This window comes from Roseibium sp. MMSF_3247, from assembly GCF_030733765.1.
GTDB lineage: Bacteria > Pseudomonadota > Alphaproteobacteria > Rhizobiales > Stappiaceae > Roseibium.
The window spans coordinates 1-19,971 of sequence record NZ_JASHII010000017.1; the positions used below are offsets into that span (position 1 = coordinate 1).

The following is a 19,971-nucleotide window of genomic DNA, read 5'->3' on the forward strand; positions in this document are numbered from 1 at the left end:
GTTGAGCTGATCGTGCCGATCGCCATGGAAGACGGTCTGCGCTTCGCGATCCGCGAAGGTGGCCGCACCGTAGGCGCCGGCGTCGTCGCCTCAATCATCGAATAAGATGAGTTTTTGATTGCCGGGCTTCGGCCCGGCAATCTTGTCTTCAAATCACTTGATTACCATGTGTTTGAAGCGTATCAGGAGCTGGTCCTCAAAGAGGATCATCTGAAGGGGTATAGCTCAGCTGGTAGAGCGACGGTCTCCAAAACCGTAGGTCGCGGGTTCGAACCCTGCTGCCCCTGCCACTTTTGCTCTTGATTAATTGGCCTCGAGGGCTTAAAGAGTTTCCTCGAGTGAGGCGCGCAGAGTTTTCTGCGCGCCCACTCGTATTTAACGGACCGGAATCGGAATGGCGAAGACCAATCCCTTTAAATTCATCCAAGAAGTGCGCTCCGAAACGTCCAAGGTGACGTGGCCGACGCGCAAGGAAACAGCTGTGACCACCGTTATGGTGTTCATCATGGTGATGATCGCATCGATTTTCTTTCTCGTTGCGGATCAGCTGATGAGCCTTGGCATCGGTTACATTCTCGGGGTTGGCGGTTAATCAGCCGCTGGTCTGTCTAAAGACAAGAACAACAAACGGAACTGAGATCTATGGCCAAGCGCTGGTACATTGTGCACGCCTATTCGAATTTCGAGAAGAAGGTCGCCGAGTCCATTCGCGAAAAGGCTGAGCAGAAAGGGTTGTCCGATCTGTTCGAGGAAATTCTGGTTCCTATGGAAAAAGTCGTGGAAGTGCGCCGCGGCCGGAAAGTCGACGCTGAGCGCAAGTTCTTCCCAGGTTATGTCCTTGTGAAAATGGATATGACCAATGAGGCGTTCCACTTGATCAAGGATACGCCGAAAGTGACTGGCTTTTTGGGTGCGGATCAAAAGCCGATGCCGATCCCGGAAAAAGAAGCTTTGCGGATTATCAATCAGGTTCAAGAGGGCGTTGATCGGCCGAAGCCGTCGGTCAGCTTTGAAGTCGGCGAGCAGGTTCGCGTTTCTGACGGTCCGTTTGCGTCTTTCTCTGGTCTTGTCGAAGAAGTCGACGATGAGCGGGCGCGCCTCAAGGTTGCTGTGTCCATCTTCGGCCGGGCAACACCAGTAGAATTGGAATTCGGTCAGGTCGACAAGCTCTGACTGTTTGTCGCCCCGCGGGGCGGCGTGAGTGCCGGACGTGAATTGTCCGGAATTAAGTCGGTGGCAGGTTCATGCACTCTTCGCCGGGTGCTTTAACGGGCCACACCACCAACTCCCAGATGGTCAAATTGCCGTTTGGCCATGCATGATTGGAGAAAACTATGGCGAAGAAGATTGAAGGCTTCCTGAAGCTTCAGGTGCCGGCAGGCTCTGCGACCCCGTCCCCGCCCATCGGGCCGGCACTTGGTCAGCGTGGTCTGAACATCATGGAATTCTGTAAGGCGTTCAACGCGCAGACCCAGGATGTTGAAAAGGGTGCTCCGTGCCCGACTGTGATCACATACTACACCGACAAGTCCTTCACCTTCGAAGTGAAGACCGCTCCGGTTTCCTTCTTCTTGAAGAAAGCTGCGAAGCTGCAGAAGGGTTCCCAGACCCCGGGCCGCGGTACGGTTGGTTCCGTATCCAAGGCGCAGGTCAAGGAAATCGCGGAAGCGAAAATGAAGGACCTGAACGCCAACGACATCGACGCAGCAATGCTGATGGTTGAAGGCTCCGCCCGCTCCATGGGCCTTGAGGTAACGGAGTAAGATCATGGCGAAGGTTGGAAAACGCATTTCTGCAGCACGTGAAGGCATCGACCGGAACAAGCTGTACTCCCTGAACGAAGCCATCAGCCTCGTTAAGGGTCGCTCCAAGACCAAGTTCGACGAAACTGTCGAAGTTGCGATCAACCTCGGCGTTGACCCGCGCCACGCTGACCAGATGGTTCGTGGTGTGTGCGTTCTGCCGAACGGCACCGGTAAGAGCGTCAAGGTTGCAGTGTTTGCACGCGGCGACAAGGCTGAAGAAGCTAAAGCTGCTGGTGCAGACGTCGTTGGCGCAGAAGAGCTGGTTCAGGAAGTTCAGGGCGGCAAGATCGATTTCGATACCGTCATTGCAACTCCGGACATGATGCCGCTGGTCGGTCGTCTCGGTAAGGTCCTCGGCCCGCGTGGCATGATGCCGAACCCGAAAGTCGGCACCGTGACCCCGGACGTCACCAAGGCTGTGAACGATGCAAAAGGCGGCGCTGTTCAGTTCCGCGTTGAAAAGGCCGGTATCGTCCACGCTGGTGTTGGCAAAGTGTCGTTCTCTGAAGACAAGATCTCTGAGAACATCAAGGCTCTGCTCGACGCTGTTCAAAAAGCTAAGCCGACTGGCGCAAAAGGCACCTACATGAAGCGTGTCGCCGTGTCCTCCACGATGGGCCCGGGCGTTAAAGTCGACCTCGCGAGCGTTGCTGGCGAATAATCCGGTCATGCCGGATTGAACAAGAATTTCAGCCCTTGGGCTGAATAGATCCGGCGGTTCGCCGCCGGATTGCCCTGTCCGAGACTGCAGGTGCCGGGAAACCGGCTTAAGCCGTAACAGGCCTGCATAGATGGGTGAGAACCGAATTCTCCGCGACAAGCGGGCAACCGGTTCGAACCAGACCTTGCCGACACTTTTTGAGTGCAGGTGAGGGGACAGGACCCTGAGCGTCGTCTTTGCAGGCGGTTCCGGGTTCGGGACCACCGCTCAGGCGGCAAGGTAAACCGGTGGCGATTTTCGCCATCAAATGGAGAAGGCAAGTGGAAAGAGCGGAAAAGCAAGAGTTCGTGACATCCTTCAACGCCGAGCTGGCTGACACCGGCGTCGTTGTCGTCGCGCACTATGCAGGTCTTTCGGTTGCACAGATGACGGCCCTGCGGTCGTCCGTACGTGAAGCCGGCGGTTCTGTAAAAGTCGCAAAAAACCGCCTTGTGAAACTCGCCCTCAAAGGCACTGACCTTGAGCACATCTCCGACCTGCTCCAGGGCCCGACCGTACTCGTCTATTCCGACGACCCGGTTGCAGCACCGAAAGCAGCTGTCGAATTCGCTAAGGCCAACGCTCAGTTGGAAATCCTTGGTGGTGCTCTTGGAACGACAAACCTGAACCCGGAAGGGGTCAAGTCTCTGGCAACAATGCCGTCGCTCGACGAGCTGCGTGCAAAGCTGGTTGGCATGATCCAGACCCCGGCATCGCGCATCGCACAGGTTGTCAACGCACCGGCCGGGCAGCTCGCCCGCGTCTTCGGCGCGTACGCCAAGAAGGACGAGGCCGCATAAGGCGCCCCAAAACACTGTCTAATGAACCCAGATACTGGTTCGAACTGAAGGTAATGAAAAATGGCTGATCTTGAAAAGCTCGTAGAAGAACTGTCCGCACTGACCGTTATGGAAGCTGCTGAACTGTCCAAGCTTCTGGAAGAGAAGTGGGGCGTTTCTGCTGCTGCTCCGGTTGCAGTTGCTGCTGCCGCTGGCGGTGGTGATGCAGGTGCTGCTGCTGAAGAGAAGACAGAATTCGACGTCATCCTGGCTTCTGCTGGTGACAAGAAAATCAACGTCATCAAAGAAGTCCGCGCAATCACCGGTCTTGGCCTGAAAGAAGCTAAAGAACTCGTCGAAGGCGCTCCGAAAGCTGTCAAGGAAGGCGTTGCCAAGGACGAAGCTGAAGAGCTGAAGAAGAAGCTGGAAGAAGCTGGCGCTTCTGTCGAGCTGAAGTAATTAAGGCGGAAACGCCTTATACGGTCCCGGGGTTGCCCGGGACCGCTTTTCGCCCCGGCGGGTCTAACCCGTTTCCGGGGCAAACGTCCCACTAGGGGCCTGTTTTGCCTGATGAGTACGCAGGCAGGGTCCCTGGATCCAAAGTCCGATCAATTCTTCTCATGTGCACAGAAGGTTGATCTTGTTTGGTGGACGGTTTTCCGAAGCGCCCGGGCAGAGGCCCGATTGGACAAGGGGCGTTTCGGGAAGCCGTTTTCCGGCCGATACGAGGAGCGACAATGACCCAAACGTTCAACGGTCGCAAAAAGGTCCGCAAATATTTCGGATCTATCCGCGATGTCGCGGCGATGCCCAATCTCATCGAGGTGCAGAAAGCCTCTTACGACCAATTCCTTCAGGTCGATGAGATGCCGGGTGGCGGCCGCAAAGATGAAGGCCTTGAAGCGGTCTTCCAGTCCGTATTTCCAATCTCCGATTTTGCGGGCACTTCCCTTCTGGAATTTGTTTCCTACGAATTTGAAGCTCCAAAATACGACGTAGATGAGTGCCGCCAGCGCGACATGACCTATGCAGCTCCGCTGAAGGTTACCCTGCGCCTCATCGTGTTCGACGTTGACGAAGATACCGGCGCAAAGTCCGTCAAAGACATCAAGGAACAAGATGTCTACATGGGCGACATGCCGTTCATGACAGACAACGGTACGTTCATTGTGAACGGCACCGAACGCGTGATCGTGTCCCAGATGCACCGCTCTCCGGGCGTGTTCTTCGATCACGACAAGGGCAAGACCCATTCTTCCGGTAAACTGTTGTTTGCCGCACGCGTGATCCCGTACCGCGGCTCTTGGCTTGACATCGAGTTCGACGCCAAGGACATCGTCCATGCGCGCATCGACCGCCGCCGGAAAATCCCGGTGACGTCGCTGTTGATGGCACTTGGCCTGGACGGTGAGGAAATTCTCAACACGTTCTACAAACAGGTTGAGTACACCCGTCAGAAAGACGCTTCCTGGCGTATGCCGTTTGACGGCGAGCGTCTGAAGGGCACAAAAGCCTCTTATGACCTGATCGATGCCGACAGCGGCGATGTCGTTGTGGAAGGCGGCCGCAAGATCACTGCCCGCACGATCAAGCAACTGGCGGAAAAGGGCGTCACCGCACTTAAAGTGACCGACGAAGACCTCCATGGCCAATATCTGGCAGAGGACATCGTGGACATGAAGACCGGTGAAATCTACGCAGAAGCAGGTGAAGAAATCACCGGTAAACTGCTGGAAGAGCTGGTTGACCGCGGTTACCACGACCTGACCATTCTTGACATCGACCATGTCAATACCGGCCCCTACATCCGCAACACGCTGAACGTCGACAAGAACGAGTCCCGCGAAGACGCGCTGTTCGACATCTACCGTGTGATGCGTCCGGGTGAACCGCCCACCATCGACACGGCCGAAGCGATGTTCCAGTCGCTCTTCTTTGACGATGAGCGCTATGATCTGTCCGCTGTTGGCCGCGTGAAGATGAACATGCGTCTGGATGTGGATGCGGAAGACACCGTTCGTGTTCTGCGCAAGGAAGACATCCTGGAAGTCATCCGGGTTCTTCTGGAGCTGCGCGACGGTAAGGGCGACATCGACGACATCGACAACCTGGGCAACCGCCGTGTTCGCTCTGTTGGCGAGTTGATGGAAAACCAGTACCGCGTCGGTCTTCTGCGTATGGAACGTGCGATCAAGGAGCGGATGAGCTCTGTCGAGATCGACACTGTCATGCCGCAGGATCTGATCAACGCGAAACCGGCTGCTGCTGCCGTTCGTGAATTCTTCGGCTCCTCGCAGCTGTCGCAGTTCATGGATCAGACCAACCCGTTGTCGGAAGTCACTCACAAGCGTCGCCTCTCGGCTCTTGGACCGGGCGGCTTGACCCGTGAGCGTGCAGGCTTCGAAGTCCGCGACGTTCACCCGACGCACTACGGCCGAATTTGCCCGATTGAGACGCCGGAAGGTCCGAACATCGGTCTGATCAACTCCCTAGCCACGTTCGCCCGTGTGAACAAGTACGGCTTCATTGAGAGCCCGTACCGCAAGGTGAAAGACGGCGTTGTCACCAACGAAGTCGTTTATCTTTCGGCCATGGAAGAAGCGAAACACTATGTTGCACAGTCCAACGCCGAATATGACGACGAAGGCCGGTTCACAACCGAGCTGATCACCTGCCGTCACGCTGGCGAAAACATGATGGTTCCGTCCGACAAGGTCGACCTCATGGACGTGTCGCCGAAGCAGCTCGTGTCGGTTGCGGCATCGCTTATTCCGTTCCTGGAAAACGATGATGCGAACCGCGCACTTATGGGCTCGAACATGATGCGTCAGGCCGTGCCGCTGGTACGTGCTGAGGCACCGTTCGTTGGTACTGGTATGGAGTCTGTCGTGGCCCGGGATTCCGGTGCTGCGATCGGTGCACGCCGGGCAGGTGTTGTTGACCAGGTCGATGCGACCCGTATCGTTATCCGGGCAACTGAAGAGCTGGATCCGGGCCGGTCAGGTGTCGACATCTACCGCCTTCAGAAGTACCAGCGTTCCAACCAGAACACCTGTATCAACCAGCGTCCGCTGGTGCGGGTGGGTGATCGCGTCCACAAAGGCGATATCATCGCCGACGGTCCGTCCACCGATCTCGGTGATCTGGCACTCGGCCGGAACGTGCTCGTCGCGTTCATGCCTTGGAACGGCTATAACTTCGAGGACTCCATCCTTCTGTCCGAGCGCATCGTGTCTGACGATGTCTTCACCTCCATCCACCTTGAAGAGTTTGAGGTGATGGCCCGTGATACCAAGCTTGGTCCGGAAGAGATCACCCGTGATATTCCGAACGTTTCTGAAGAAGCGCTGAAGAATCTCGACGAGGCAGGTATCGTTTACATCGGTGCCGAGCTTCATCCGGGCGACATCCTCGTCGGCAAGATCACACCGAAGGGCGAAAGCCCGATGACGCCGGAAGAAAAACTTCTGCGAGCGATCTTCGGCGAAAAAGCCTCTGACGTCCGTGACACGTCCCTGCGCTTGCCGCCGGGTGTTTCCGGCACCGTCGTTGAAGTTCGTGTTTTCAACCGCCACGGCGTTGAAAAAGACGAGCGTGCGATGGCGATCGAGCGTGAAGAAATCGAACGTCTTGCAAAAGACCGTGACGACGAGCAGGCAATCCTTGACCGCAACGTCTATGGCCGTCTGGCCGAGATGCTGATGGACAAGACCGCAGTTGCTGGTCCGAAGGGCTTCAAGAAGGACACTGTGCTGACCGGGGACGTTCTCAACGACTTCCCGCGCTCGCAGTGGTGGCAGTTTGCCACCGACGACGAGAAGTTCATGTCCGAGATTGAAGCTCTGCGCGGTCAGTACGACGACAGCCGGAAGCGTCTCGAGCAGCGGTTCATCGACAAGGTCGAGAAGCTGCAGCGCGGTGATGAACTGCCGCCAGGCGTCATGAAGATGGTCAAGGTCTTCGTTGCCGTGAAGCGCAAGCTTCAGCCGGGCGACAAGATGGCCGGCCGTCACGGTAACAAGGGCGTGGTCTCCAAGATCAACCCGTGTGAAGACATGCCGTTCCTGGAAGATGGCACGCACGTCGACATCGTTCTCAATCCGCTCGGCGTTCCGTCGCGCATGAACGTTGGCCAGATCCTTGAAACCCATATGGGTTGGGCCTGCCGCGGCATGGGCTTGCGCATCGGCGAAATGTACGATGAGTACCGCAAGACCGGTGAGATCGAAAAGCTTCGTGGCAAGGTCATCGAGATCTACGGCGACAACATGAAGGGTGATGCGGTCAAGGAGTTTGATGACGAAGGTGTCGTGAAACTGGCCGAGCAGCTGAAGAAGGGCGTGTCCATTGCGACGCCGGTCTTCGACGGTGCCCGCGAGCCTGATGTTGTTGATGCGCTGAAGATCGCGGACTTCGACACCAGCGGTCAGTCGACTTTGTTTGACGGCCGGACCGGTGAAGAGTTCGACCGCAAGGTGACCGTGGGCTACATCTATATGCTCAAGCTTCACCACTTGGTCGACGACAAGATCCACGCCCGCTCGATTGGCCCGTACTCGCTCGTCACCCAGCAGCCGCTTGGTGGTAAGGCGCAATTCGGTGGCCAGCGCTTCGGGGAAATGGAGGTCTGGGCTCTTGAAGCTTACGGTGCAGCTTACACGCTGCAGGAAATGCTCACGGTCAAGTCGGATGACGTTGCCGGACGTACGAAGGTCTACGAGGCCATCGTTCGCGGTGACGACACCTTCGAGGCGGGTATTCCGGAAAGCTTCAACGTGCTTGTGAAGGAAATGCGGTCCCTGGGTCTCAACGTTGAACTTCAACGGACTGACGCACCCATGATTGGCGAGGAAGAAACTGCAGACGCTGCAGAATAACCCCGCCAACGGACCCCTTTAGACTGAAATGCCGGTTTGGGGGAGGTAAGCAGCACTTACCTCCCGGCCGAGCATCGAAGGAGATGGATCATGAATCATGAGGTCATGAACCTGTTCAACCAGCAGGCTCCCGCACAGACCTTCGACAATATCAAGATCTCTCTGGCCAGCCCGGAGAAAATCTTGTCCTGGTCATTCGGTGAGATCAAAAAGCCGGAAACCATCAACTACCGGACGTTCAAGCCGGAGCGTGATGGTCTTTTCTGCGCGCGCATCTTTGGCCCGATCAAGGACTACGAATGTCTTTGCGGCAAATACAAGCGCATGAAATACAAAGGCGTCATCTGCGAAAAGTGTGGTGTTGAAGTCACGCTTTCCCGTGTACGCCGTGAACGTATGGGCCACATCGAGCTTGCAGCTCCGGTGGCGCACATCTGGTTCCTGAAGTCCCTGCCGAGCCGCATTGGTTTGCTGCTCGACATGACGCTGAAGGATCTGGAACGTGTTCTATACTTCGAAAACTATGTCGTTCTGGAGCCGGGTCTGACCCCGCTCAAGCAGCACCAGCTTTTGTCTGAAGAAGACTACGTTGCTGCCCAGGACGAGTACGGCGAAGACGCCTTCACCGCGATGATCGGTGCAGAAGCGATCCGCGAGATCCTGATGTCGATGGATCTAGAGCGCGAGTCTGAAAAGCTCCGCCAGGAGATTGCTGAAGCAACGACAGAGCTGAAGCCGAAGAAACTGGCCAAGCGCCTGAAGGTCATTGAAGCCTTCATGGAATCCGGCAACCGTCCGGAGTGGATGATCATGACCGTTGTTCCGGTCATCCCGCCGGATCTGCGTCCGCTGGTTCCGCTCGATGGTGGCCGGTTTGCAACGTCTGATCTGAATGATCTTTACCGCCGCGTGATCAACCGGAACAACCGTCTGCGCCGCCTGATGGAACTCCGTGCTCCGGACATCATCATCCGGAACGAGAAGCGTATGCTTCAGGAGTCCGTTGACGCCCTGTTCGACAACGGCCGCCGCGGCCGCGTTATCACCGGTGCCAACAAGCGTCCGCTGAAGTCTCTGTCCGACATGCTGAAAGGCAAGCAGGGCCGCTTCCGTCAGAACCTTCTCGGGAAGCGCGTTGACTATTCCGGCCGTTCGGTGATCACCGTGGGTCCGGAACTCAAGCTGCACCAGTGTGGTCTGCCGAAAAAGATGGCGCTTGAGCTGTTCAAGCCGTTCATCTATTCGCGCCTCGACGCCAAGGGTTTCTCCTCGACCGTCAAGCAGGCGAAGAAGCTCGTTGAAAAAGAGCGTCCGGAAGTCTGGGATATCCTGGATGAGGTGATCCGCGAGCACCCGGTTCTCCTGAACCGTGCGCCGACTCTTCACCGTCTTGGTATTCAGGCGTTCGAACCGACCCTGATTGAAGGCAAGGCGATCCAGCTGCACCCGCTCGTCTGTTCCGCGTTCAACGCTGACTTCGACGGTGACCAGATGGCTGTTCACGTTCCGCTGTCGCTCGAAGCACAACTGGAAGCGCGGACGCTGATGATGTCCACGAACAACATTCTGCACCCGGCAAACGGTGGCCCGATCATCGTGCCGTCGCAGGATATCGTTCTCGGTCTCTACTATCTGTCGATCATGGCAGAGAAAGAGCCGGGCGAGGGCATGGCTTTCTCCGATATCGGCGAGATCCACCATGCGCTGGCCAACAAGGTCATCACGCTGCACACGAAGATCAAGGGCCGGTTCCGTTCGGTGGATGCCGAAGGCAACCCGACCTCCGACATCTTCGAGACAACACCGGGCCGGATGCTGATTGCAGAACTTCTGCCGAAGCATCATGAAGTGCCGTTCGATGTTGCCAACAAGCTGATGACCAAGAAGGACATCTCCAAGATGATCGACACGGTTTACCGTGCTTGCGGTCAGAAGGAGACGGTTATCTTCTGTGACCGGATCATGCAGCTCGGCTTCAAGAACGCCTGTAACGCCGGCATCTCCTTCGGTATGGACGACATGGTTATCCCTGACACCAAGCAGAAGCTTGTCGGGGAAACCGCGGCACTCGCGACCGAATACGAGCAGCAGTACAATGACGGTCTGATCACCCAGGGCGAGAAGTACAACAAGGTTGTCGACGCCTGGGCGAAATGTACCGACAAGATCGCTGACGAGATGATGGCCCGCATTAAGGCCGTTCAGATTGATGAGGAAACCGGACGCCAGAAGCCGATGAACTCGGTTTACATGATGTCCCACTCCGGTGCGCGTGGTTCGCCTCAGCAGATGAAGCAGCTGGCCGGTATGCGTGGTCTTATGGCCAAGCCGGACGGGTCCATCATCGAGAACCCGATCATCTCGAACTTTAAAGAAGGTCTCTCGGTTCTCGAGTACTTCAACTCCACCCACGGTGCCCGTAAGGGTCTTGCCGATACGGCGTTGAAGACTGCGAACTCCGGTTACTTGACCCGCCGTCTCGTGGACGTTGCGCAGGATTCCATTATCCTTGAACCGGATTGTGGCTCTGAGCGCGGCATCACCGTGGCGCCGATTGTTGACGCCGGTAACGTCATCGCCTCCCTCGGCATGCGTGTTCTTGGCCGGACAACGGCGGAAGACGTCATCAACAACGCCACCGGCGAAGTGATCGTTCCGAAAGGACGTCTCATCGACGAGAAGGATGTTGATGCGATCGAAGCGGCGAAAGTTCAGCAGATCAAGATCCGCTCGGTTCTGACCTGTGAAACGGAAACCGGTGTTTGCGCGACCTGCTACGGCCGTGACCTTGCACGTGGTACTCCGGTGAACATGGGTGAAGCTGTTGGCGTTATCGCCGCGCAGTCGATCGGTGAGCCGGGCACCCAGCTGACCATGCGGACGTTCCACATTGGTGGTACGGCGCAGGTTGTCGACTCATCGTTCATCGAGTCCAACGTCGACGGTACGGTCAAGATCCGGAACCGCTCTGTACAGCGCGACTCGGAAGGCAATCTGATTGCCATGGTCCGCAACATGTCCATCGTTGTCATCGACAGCGACGGCAATGAGCGTGCCGTGCATCGTGTTGCTTACGGTTCCAAGCTGCATGTCGATGAAGGTGACGCGGTCAAACGCGGTCAGCGGATCGCAGAGTGGGATCCGTACACACGTCCTATGCTTGCCGAGGTTGACGGTGTCGTGGACTTTGAAGACCTGGTTGACGGGGCTTCTGTTCAGGAAACCGCCGACGAGGCGACCGGTATCACCAAGCGTGTTGTCATCGACTGGCGTTCTTCGCAGCGTGGCGCGGATCTCAAGCCGGCGGTTGTCATCAAAGACGCCAAAGGTTCCGTTGCCAAAAACCAGCGTGGATCCGATGCCCGCTTGATGCTGTCCGTGGACGCGGTTCTCTCGGTTCAGCCGGGTGCATCGGTCAAGGCCGGTGACGTGCTTGCACGTATTCCGCTGGAAAGCGCCAAGACTAAGGACATCACCGGTGGTCTGCCGCGCGTTGCGGAACTGTTCGAGGCTCGCCGTCCGAAGGATCATGCGATCATCGCAGAAATCGATGGTACGATCCGCTTTGGCCGCGACTACAAGAACAAGCGCCGTGTCATCATCGATCCGGCAGAGGAGGGCGCCGAGCCCGTCGAATACCTCATCCCGAAAGGCAAGCACTTCCACCTTCAGGAGGGCGATGCCATTGAAAAGGGTGAGTACATCCTCGACGGTAACCCGGCACCGCACGACATTCTGGCCGTTAAAGGCGTTGAGGCACTCGCTGCCTACCTCGTCAACGAGATCCAGGAAGTCTATCGTCTGCAGGGCGTTGTGATTAACGACAAGCACATTGAGGTGATTGTCCGTCAGATGCTGCAGAAGGTCGAGATCACCGATCCAGGTGAGACCGAATTCTTCTCAGGTGAGCAGATCGACCGGATCGACTTTGAAGAGGCCAATCAACGGGCCATCGACAATGCCAAGGACCCGGCGAAAGGCACACCGGTTCTGCTCGGGATCACCAAGGCGTCGTTGCAGACACGCTCGTTCTTCTCCGCCGCCTCCTTCCAGGAGACGACCCGCGTTCTTACCGACGCGGCGGTCAACGGCAAGACCGACCCGTTGGTCGGCCTCAAGGAGAACGTCATTGTTGGCCGTCTGATCCCGGCCGGTACAGGCGGGGTCATGAAGCGGATCCGCAAGATTGCAACTCATCGCGACGACCTGATCCAGGAAGCGCAGCGGGCTCAGTCTTCGGAAAGTGCCGCGGAAGGCCTTCTGGAAGACATGACCGGCGCTGCGGAATAAGCTTCGGCAACAGTCAAATCATGAAAGGCCGCCTCCGGGCGGCTTTTCTCGTATCGAACGAGTTAAGGAGGGTTGCCCTCATGAATGATAATGACCTGGAACTGGACCCCGTGGTCTACATCGTCATCGGCCGTGTCTGGCAGGATGAAAATACATCTCCGGATGCAGCGATCACAATCCATGCTCTTTTGACAGCACCAGATGATGACGATGCCGTGCGCAAGACCCTGGAAGCTCTGTCATCGCAAGGCTTCACGGAAGCGGAACTGGATCAAATCGGTGTCATCGACGGTGAACCGGATGAGCCGATCTATGAAGGCGCCTATCATGATGCTCTGTCGGGCAACGTGGCAATTGTCACGCTTGCCGACTAAGACATGGTGTAGGTAGTTCCGTTAGGACAATTAAATAATATTGTCATCTGTCCTTATATTTTGCCTCCGCCGTCAAAAGCGGAGGCTTATTTTATTTATAATCTAAGTTGTCTGACGGAAAATATCCACTTTTCGTTTACGTAACTGGAAAACACTAAACTTTGAATTGCAAATCGGAGGTTATACATGTTTTCTAGAATTTCAGTTGGCATGCGATTGGGCATGCTCATGGGGCTGGTGGTTCTTTGCTTGATCGGAATCCTCGGCGCGGCGGCTTACCAGGATCGCGACCGGTCGTATGCGGAGCGGCGCATTGGCCTGACCCATCTTGTCAATGCGGCCACGAGCACGATTGAGAGTTACCATAAGCGAAGCATAGCCGGAGAGTTCACTGAAGAGCAGGCGCAAGAGTTCGCCAAGGAGGCGATCCGCGGCATGCGCTATGACAACGGCAATTATCTCTTTGTCAACCTGCGCGGCGACGCGCTGATCATGCACCCCGCACGGCCGGATCTGGAGGGCATGACCTCCCAGGACCTCATTCGTGACTTCGGGTCGTCCAGTTTACCGACTTTCTATGACATCGTGCAGAGCCAGGGCAGTGGTTTTCATGATTACGTTTGGCGCAGGCCGAATTCTGACGATCCGGCAGGCAAGACAGCATATGTGACGATGTACCAGCCTTGGGAGTGGGTGATCGGGACCGGCGCCTACGTGGATGACATTGAAGCCGCATTTCAGAAGAACCTTGTTTGGCTTGCTGGGATCGCCCTTGGGTTGGTTCTGCTCCTGGCAATCGCTTCCCACTTCCTGATCCAGTCGATTACAAAGCCACTGGCACGGACGGTCCAGGAAGCTGAAGCGCTTGCAGCCGGTGACACCGAGATCCAGTTCACTGATGCGGATCGCAAGGACGAGATCGGGACCGTGGCCCGGTCGATCGCTGCTTTCCGGGATCGAATTTTTGAACAGCAGCGCCTTGCCCGGGAAGCTGCGGAAACGGCAGATGCTCAAACCCGCCGCCAGCATCTGGTGGAAGGTCTTGTGTCGCGGTTTCGCGAAAATGTCTCCCATTTGCTTACCGCGGTTGGTGACCGGATCGGTACTGTGAAGACAACGGCGACCGAATTGTCCGGTCTTGCAAGCGCATCTTCAGAGCGGGCAGCTGGAGCGAGCGGATCAGCGGACTCGGCCAACGGCAGCATTGAGACAACAGCCGCCGCGGCCCAGGAGCTCACTTTCGCAATCCGGGAAATCAACTCGCAGGTGTCCAAAACCACGGAGGGCGTCCAAGGGGCGACGGAAGCTGCGAACAAATCCAGCCAGCGGGTCACCAGCCTGTCTAATGCCGCGATCAAGATCGGTGAGGTGGTCACGCTTATTCAGGCGATCGCCGAGCAAACCAATCTTTTGGCCTTGAACGCAACCATTGAGGCTGCGCGGGCCGGGGAGGCTGGCAAGGGGTTTGCCGTTGTCGCTGCTGAAGTGAAAGAGCTCGCAACACAGACGGCAAAAGCCACGGAAGAAATCAGCAACCAGATTGCCGACATCCAGGGCTCCACCAATGAAGCGGTGGCCGCGATCGACGAGATCACATCTCGCGTGGAGGAAGTTCGCAATTTCACCACAGCGATTGCTGCCTCTATCTCTCAGCAGGAGTCTGCAACAGAGTCGATTGCTCAAAGTGTGGTGCAGGCCGTTGAGCAGACAAAATCGGCCAAATCCGAAATGGAGATGGTTGTGACCTCTGCCCGGGAAACCGACGACGGATCACTCGTCGTTTTGCGCGGCGCTGATGAAGTCGCCGACTATGCCGAGAAACTCCGCGGTGAGGTCGACACCTTCCTGGACTCTGTGGCTGCGGCATAAATAAGCACAGGACCAAGAGTGAATGATCCAGGCGCGGGGAAGCCGGTGCCTGGGTCTTCATTTGGGATCTACTTATTCGATCCACCGAGGCGCAGGGCAGTGTCCCGGACCGCGTCCGCGATTTGGTGTTGGCGCGCCGGCCAGGGTCGGTTTCGGAGCGTGCACATCCAAAGGTCCTGAAAGAGGGGTTTTTCCAACTGAGCCACAGCGACTTGGCTGCGGTTTGCGAAAGCATCGATGCCACTGCGTGGCAGCACCGTATAGCCGAAACCTGATGTCATTGGCATCGGGATTTGGCCGATCTGATTGACGCTGCCGCGCATTCGCAAATTCGCGATTCCTGAATATTCGTCGGGGTAATTCAGGCCGAGCAGGCGGTCGGCATAGGCGTAACCATCCGGATGCCCAATAAAGCCAAGGTCCTGCAACACGTCAAAACCAGGCCGGTTTGTTGCGCAATCTGAAGGCATCAGGAGGCACAATTCTTCCCTTGCCAGATACTCCACTTCAAGTCGGGGGTGGCTTGGCTTCTGGCTGACCACGCCAAGGTCAATCGAATTGTCCACCAGTCCATCAATGATCCTGTTTTGCGGCATTGATTGAAGGTGGAGCGTCAGGGACGGGCGGTCTTCCATAAGGGGAAGAAGCCGCGGGTAGAGGAAGAGGGCGAAGCTGCCGGAACACGCAAGGGTGCTCGTCCCTGCACCGGGATCATCATGGTTAAGTGTGTCGAACAATTCCTGTTCGCGTGTCCGCCATCTTTTGCCGAACTCCAATACAGCCGTCCCGGCGGGGGTGAGCGTAAACATCCGGCCCGACCGGATGACCAGATCATGTCCGATCTGACCTTCCAGCTTCTTCAAGTGCTGTGAGACACCGGGCTGGGTCATGTTCAAACGTTGAGCTGTTTTCGTAAAGCTCTGAGTTTCGCAAAGAACAGTGAATGTCGTCAGCCAGTTCGAGTTCAGCACGATATCCTCGAGGATAACAAAAAATAATTTCAAATATCATATATGATAATTATCCAAAATGTCTGATGGGGCCTATCTTTGTAGTCAAACAAGGAGAGACACCATGAAAATCACCCCCCGTTCATTTTCCCACATCGGTTTGTCGGTCCCGGATGTTGATGCCGCAGTCAAATTCTATTCCGAGGTTCTAGGATTTTACATCATCATGCCCAGCACTGAGGTGGTCGAGGACGACAGTGAAATCGGACGCATGTGTACCGATGTCTTCGGAGCAGGCTGGACCAAACTCAGGATTGCCCATTTGGCCACTTCAGACAGAATTGGCATCGAGCTGTTCGAGTTTGAAGGGAACAATCCGCCGGAGGACAATCTTGACTTCCGCAGGCATGGAACATTTCACTTCTGTATTCAGGATCCCGACGTTGAGGGTTTGGTGGAGAAGATTGTTGCTGCGGGCGGCAAACAACGTATGCCGATCCGGGAATATTATCCTGGTGAGAAACCGTATCGTATGGTCTATGTGGAAGATCCCTTCGGCAATGTTTTCGAAATCTACAGCCACAGCTATGAGCTCACATACTCTTCCGGCGCCTACGCAGCACCGACAGAGTGATTTTGGGGCCATGTTTGCTGCATAGCTGCCATGCTAATATTGGAATCAGTAGCCGGAATTCGGTGCCGGCCCTGTTTGCTTGATGAAACCTGCAGGATTGGCATGATTTGAATCACTGGCTTAACCATTTATTCACTGTTTGGAATCGGCCGATCTACCTGCCAAATCACAAACGAACAACAGAAGCTTGGTTGACGAAATAATCTTACAATCGAACGGAGCCTGGTGGAGAAAAATGACGCAGATTTCTGCGGTTTTGCGGAAATGCGGAATTTCCAACAAATCACTTGACGCAAAGGGTGCATCTGAGTAGGTTCCGCGCATCCCAAGGGCAGGCGGTAAGAGCGAACCCTCCAGCGCTTCACGAGAGCGCAGGACACAGTCCTCTTAAACGCTGCCGGGTCACATAGGCGAATACGCGTCGATTGCATGACCGCGAGGCAACTCGTGGTCCTCTGGTTTTTCGCAGCGCCGGCCGCTCCAAATGGAGCGCGCGGGCGCGATTCTGCATGTTTGAACACATGCGGCGTCAGCGGGGGGCTGCAGTTGAACAAAAGTTTTTGGATGGACAAGGTAAAGGGCACAGAATGCCGACCATCAACCAGTTGATCCGCAAGCCGCGGAAAGATCCGCCGAAGCGGAACAAAGTGCCGGCCATGGAGGCCTGCCCGCAGAAGCGTGGTGTTTGCACCCGCGTATACACAACCACTCCGAAGAAGCCGAACTCGGCTCTGCGTAAAGTGGCGAAAATCCGTCTGACCAACGGCTTCGAAGTCATCGGCTACATCCCGGGTGAAGGTCACAACCTTCAAGAGCACTCGGTTGTGATGATCCGTGGCGGCCGTGTGAAAGACTTGCCGGGTGTCCGCTACCACATCATCCGTGGTGTTCTGGATACCCAAGGCGTCAAAGATCGTAAGCAGCGTCGTTCGAAATACGGCGCGAAGCGGCCGAAGTAAGGAGCACATTAGATGTCCCGTCGTCACCGCGCCGAAAAACGCGAAATCAACCCGGATCCGAAGTTCGGGGATATGGTCGTCACAAAGTTCATGAATTCCATCATGTACGACGGCAAGAAGTCCACTGCAGAGCGCATCGTTTACGGTGCTTTCGACGTGGTCGAGAACAAGACCCGCGAGAACCCGATCGAAGTGTTCCACGCTGCTCTTGAGAACGTTATGCCGCAAGTGGAAGTTCGTTCCCGCCGCGTTGGTGGTGCGACCTACCAGGTTCCGGTTGAGGTTCGTAGCGAACGCCGTCAGGCGCTTGCAATTCGCTGGTTGATCGCAGCTGCGCGCAACCGCAACGAAACCACAATGGTTGATCGTCTGTCTGGCGAATTGCTCGATGCAGCAAACAACCGTGGTACCGCAGTTAAGAAGCGCGAAGACACGCACCGGATGGCAGACGCCAACCGCGCATTCTCGCACTATCGCTGGTAATTTCGACTTTGAAGGGCTGACGCTATGTCGCGCACGCATAAAATCGAGGACTACCGTAACTTCGGCATCATGGCGCACATCGATGCTGGTAAGACGACCACCACCGAGCGGATCCTCTACTACACTGGTAAGAGCCACAAGATCGGCGAAGTTCATGACGGTGCCGCCACCATGGACTGGATGGAGCAGGAGCAGGAGCGTGGCATCACGATCACCTCTGCTGCAACAACCGCGTTCTGGAATGAAAAGCGCCTGAACATCATCGACACCCCGGGCCACGTTGACTTCACCATTGAAGTTGAGCGCTCCCTGCGAGTTCTTGACGGTGCGGTTGCTCTTCTGGACGCAAACGCTGGTGTTGAGCCGCAGACCGAAACTGTTTGGCGTCAGGCCGACAAGTACAACGTCCCGCGGATGATTTTCGTCAACAAGATGGACAAGCTCGGCGCCGATTTCGATCGCTGCTGCGAGATGATCAAGTCCCGTCTTGGTGCAACTCCGCTGGTCATGCAGCTGAACATCGGTGCGGAAAGCGAATTTGCCGGTGTTGTTGATCTGCTGAAGATGAAGGCGCTGATCTGGCAGTCCGAGAACCTCGGTGCTGCTTGGGATGTTGTCGACATCCCGGCTGAACTTGCCGACCGTGCGCAGGAAATGCGTGATGCCCTGATCGAGACTGCTGTCGAGATCGATGAAGAAGCTATGGAAGCTTATCTTGAAGGCGAAGAGCCGTCCTTCGAGAAGATCCAGCAGCTGATCCGCAAGGGCACCATCAACGGTGACTTCGTTCCGGTATTCTGCGGTTCTGCATTCAAAAACAAAGGCGTACAGCCGCTTCTTGATGCAGTTGTTGATTACCTGCCGAGCCCGGTCGAAGTTCCGGCCATTAAGGGTATTGATCCGAAGACCGAAGGCGAAGCGGTACGTAAATCTTCTGATGAAGAGCCGCTCAGCATTCTGGCATTCAAGATCGCTAACGATCCGTTCGTTGGTTCTCTGACGTTCTGCCGCATCTATTCTGGTGTTTTGAACAAGGGTGTTTCCTTGCTCAACACCGTGAAGGATAAGAAAGAGCGCGTCGGTCGCATGATGCAGATGCACTCCAACTCGCGTGAAGACATCGACGTCGCATATGCTGGCGACATTGTTGCGATCGCAGGTCTCAAGGATACCACAACAGGTGACACGCTCTGCGATCCGCTGAAGCCAGTCATCCTGGAGCGGATGGAATTCCCTGAGCCGGTTATCGAGATCGCGGTTGAGCCGAAGACCAAAGGCGACCAGGAGAAGATGGGCCTCGCCCTGAACCGTCTGGCTGCTGAGGATCCGTCCTTCCGGGTTAAGACCGACGAAGAGTCCGGTCAGACCATCATTGCTGGTATGGGCGAATTGCACCTTGACATCCTTGTTGACCGCATGAAGCGCGAGTTCAAGGTTGAGGCGAACATTGGTGCGCCGCAGGTCGCCTACCGCGAAACCATTACCAAAACAGCAGACGTGGACTACACCCACAAGAAGCAGTCTGGTGGTTCCGGTCAGTTCGCTCGCATCAAGCTCACGATCGAACCGGCAGAGCCGAACGAAGGCTTCGTCTTCGAAAGCAAGATTGTCGGCGGTAACGTTCCGAAAGAGTACATTCCGGGCGTTAGCAAGGGTATCGAGAGCGTCATGTCGTCTGGTCCGCTGGCCGGCTTCCCGATGCTCGACATCAAGGCAACTCTCACCGATGGTGCCTACCACGATGTTGACTCCTCGGTCCTTGCGTTCGAGATCGCCGGCCGTGCCGGTTTCCGCGAGGGAATTGCCAAGGCCGGACCTAAGCTCCTTGAGCCGGTCATGAAGGTCGAGGTTGTTACCCCTGAAGATTACATGGGTGACGTGATTGGTGACCTGAACTCCCGCCGCGGCCAGATCGCGGGTACGGAGAACCGGGGCATCGTGACTGTCATCACCGCAATGGTGCCGCTGGCCAACATGTTTGGTTATGTGAACAACCTGCGTTCCATGTCTCAAGGCCGCGCTCAGTACTCGATGGTGTTCGATCACTACGAGCAGGTGCCGCAGGCTGTCGCCGAAGAGGTTCAGGCGAAATACGCCTGACCCCAACCTCTTGAATTAATTAAGAATTAGAGAAACGGAGTACTCCGATGGCGAAGGAAAAGTTTGAGCGCAACAAGCCGCACGTCAACATTGGCACGATTGGCCACGTTGACCACGGCAAGACGACGCTGACCGCTGCAATCACCATGAC

General features: G+C 56.2%; 17 protein-coding genes and 1 tRNA gene. 17 read left to right on the plus strand and 1 reads right to left on the minus strand.

The genetic code is table 11. The features are described 5' to 3' along the window. From RBB44_RS25020 to RBB44_RS25075, 12 genes are all read left to right on the plus strand, one after another. The coding region (locus RBB44_RS25020; protein ID WP_306150545.1) for a hypothetical protein at window positions 1–105 on the plus strand (105 nt) is incomplete at its 5' end. A gap of 109 nt (window positions 106–214) precedes the next feature. Then, window positions 215–290, plus strand: a tRNA-Trp gene (locus RBB44_RS25025). A 104-nt stretch (window positions 291–394) separates the two neighbouring features. Beyond that, on the plus strand, window positions 395–592 hold the full coding sequence (gene secE / locus RBB44_RS25030; protein ID WP_040450750.1) for a preprotein translocase subunit SecE: 198 nt from the start codon (window positions 395–397) through the stop codon (window positions 590–592). A 50-nt stretch (window positions 593–642) separates the two neighbouring features. Then, on the plus strand, window positions 643–1,173 hold the full coding sequence (gene nusG, locus RBB44_RS25035; protein WP_133946845.1) for a transcription termination/antitermination protein NusG: 531 nt from the start codon (window positions 643–645) through the stop codon (window positions 1,171–1,173). A gap of 161 nt (window positions 1,174–1,334) precedes the next feature. After that, window positions 1,335–1,763: a 50S ribosomal protein L11 gene (gene rplK / locus RBB44_RS25040; protein ID WP_133946846.1), complete on the plus strand. Its 429-nt coding sequence runs from the start codon at window positions 1,335–1,337 to the stop codon at window positions 1,761–1,763. A gap of 4 nt (window positions 1,764–1,767) precedes the next feature. Then, window positions 1,768–2,466 carry a 50S ribosomal protein L1 gene (gene rplA / locus RBB44_RS25045; protein ID WP_306150539.1) on the plus strand — a complete coding sequence of 233 codons (699 nt, stop codon included), beginning with the start codon at window positions 1,768–1,770 and terminating at the stop codon, window positions 2,464–2,466. Window positions 2,467–2,786: 320 nt separating this feature from the next. Next, window positions 2,787–3,305 carry a 50S ribosomal protein L10 gene (gene rplJ, locus RBB44_RS25050; protein ID WP_133946848.1) on the plus strand — a complete coding sequence of 173 codons (519 nt, stop codon included), beginning with the start codon at window positions 2,787–2,789 and terminating at the stop codon, window positions 3,303–3,305. A 60-nt stretch (window positions 3,306–3,365) separates the two neighbouring features. Continuing rightward, window positions 3,366–3,743 carry a 50S ribosomal protein L7/L12 gene (rplL, locus tag RBB44_RS25055; RefSeq protein ID WP_133946849.1) on the plus strand — a complete coding sequence of 126 codons (378 nt, stop codon included), beginning with the start codon at window positions 3,366–3,368 and terminating at the stop codon, window positions 3,741–3,743. A 278-nt stretch (window positions 3,744–4,021) separates the two neighbouring features. Then, window positions 4,022–8,161: a DNA-directed RNA polymerase subunit beta gene (gene rpoB, locus RBB44_RS25060; RefSeq protein WP_133946850.1), complete on the plus strand. Its 4,140-nt coding sequence runs from the start codon at window positions 4,022–4,024 to the stop codon at window positions 8,159–8,161. A 90-nt stretch (window positions 8,162–8,251) separates the two neighbouring features. Beyond that, complete coding sequence (gene rpoC / locus RBB44_RS25065) at window positions 8,252–12,451, plus strand: DNA-directed RNA polymerase subunit beta' (RefSeq protein WP_306150540.1); 4,200 nt, start codon at window positions 8,252–8,254, stop codon at window positions 12,449–12,451. 80 nt (window positions 12,452–12,531) lie between these two features. Continuing rightward, window positions 12,532–12,825: a transcriptional regulator gene (locus tag RBB44_RS25070; protein WP_209173845.1), complete on the plus strand. Its 294-nt coding sequence runs from the start codon at window positions 12,532–12,534 to the stop codon at window positions 12,823–12,825. Between the two features lie 186 nt (window positions 12,826–13,011). Continuing rightward, complete coding sequence (locus tag RBB44_RS25075) at window positions 13,012–14,694, plus strand: methyl-accepting chemotaxis protein (RefSeq protein WP_306150541.1); 1,683 nt, start codon at window positions 13,012–13,014, stop codon at window positions 14,692–14,694. Window positions 14,695–14,762: 68 nt separating this feature from the next. Here the strand turns inward: RBB44_RS25075 and RBB44_RS25080 are convergent, their stop codons facing one another. Further along, window positions 14,763–15,665: a LysR family transcriptional regulator gene (locus RBB44_RS25080; RefSeq protein WP_306150542.1), complete on the minus strand. Its 903-nt coding sequence runs from the start codon at window positions 15,663–15,665 to the stop codon at window positions 14,763–14,765. Between the two features lie 103 nt (window positions 15,666–15,768). On the opposite strand from RBB44_RS25080, the gene RBB44_RS25085 reads away from it, so the two are divergent. The 5 genes from RBB44_RS25085 to RBB44_RS25105 all read left to right on the plus strand — a co-directional run. Beyond that, window positions 15,769–16,278, plus strand: coding sequence for a lactoylglutathione lyase family protein (locus RBB44_RS25085; RefSeq protein WP_306150543.1), 510 nt, complete (start codon window positions 15,769–15,771; stop codon window positions 16,276–16,278). 587 nt (window positions 16,279–16,865) lie between these two features. Beyond that, window positions 16,866–17,237, plus strand: coding sequence for a 30S ribosomal protein S12 (rpsL, locus tag RBB44_RS25090; RefSeq protein ID WP_006936459.1), 372 nt, complete (start codon window positions 16,866–16,868; stop codon window positions 17,235–17,237). 12 nt (window positions 17,238–17,249) lie between these two features. After that, window positions 17,250–17,720 carry a 30S ribosomal protein S7 gene (gene rpsG, locus RBB44_RS25095; RefSeq protein ID WP_133946854.1) on the plus strand — a complete coding sequence of 157 codons (471 nt, stop codon included), beginning with the start codon at window positions 17,250–17,252 and terminating at the stop codon, window positions 17,718–17,720. A 24-nt stretch (window positions 17,721–17,744) separates the two neighbouring features. Continuing rightward, window positions 17,745–19,820 carry an elongation factor G gene (gene fusA / locus RBB44_RS25100; RefSeq protein WP_306150544.1) on the plus strand — a complete coding sequence of 692 codons (2,076 nt, stop codon included), beginning with the start codon at window positions 17,745–17,747 and terminating at the stop codon, window positions 19,818–19,820. Between the two features lie 47 nt (window positions 19,821–19,867). After that, window positions 19,868–19,971 (plus strand): GTP-binding protein (locus RBB44_RS25105; RefSeq protein WP_306150546.1); only part of this gene is annotated, 104 nt, incomplete at its 3' end.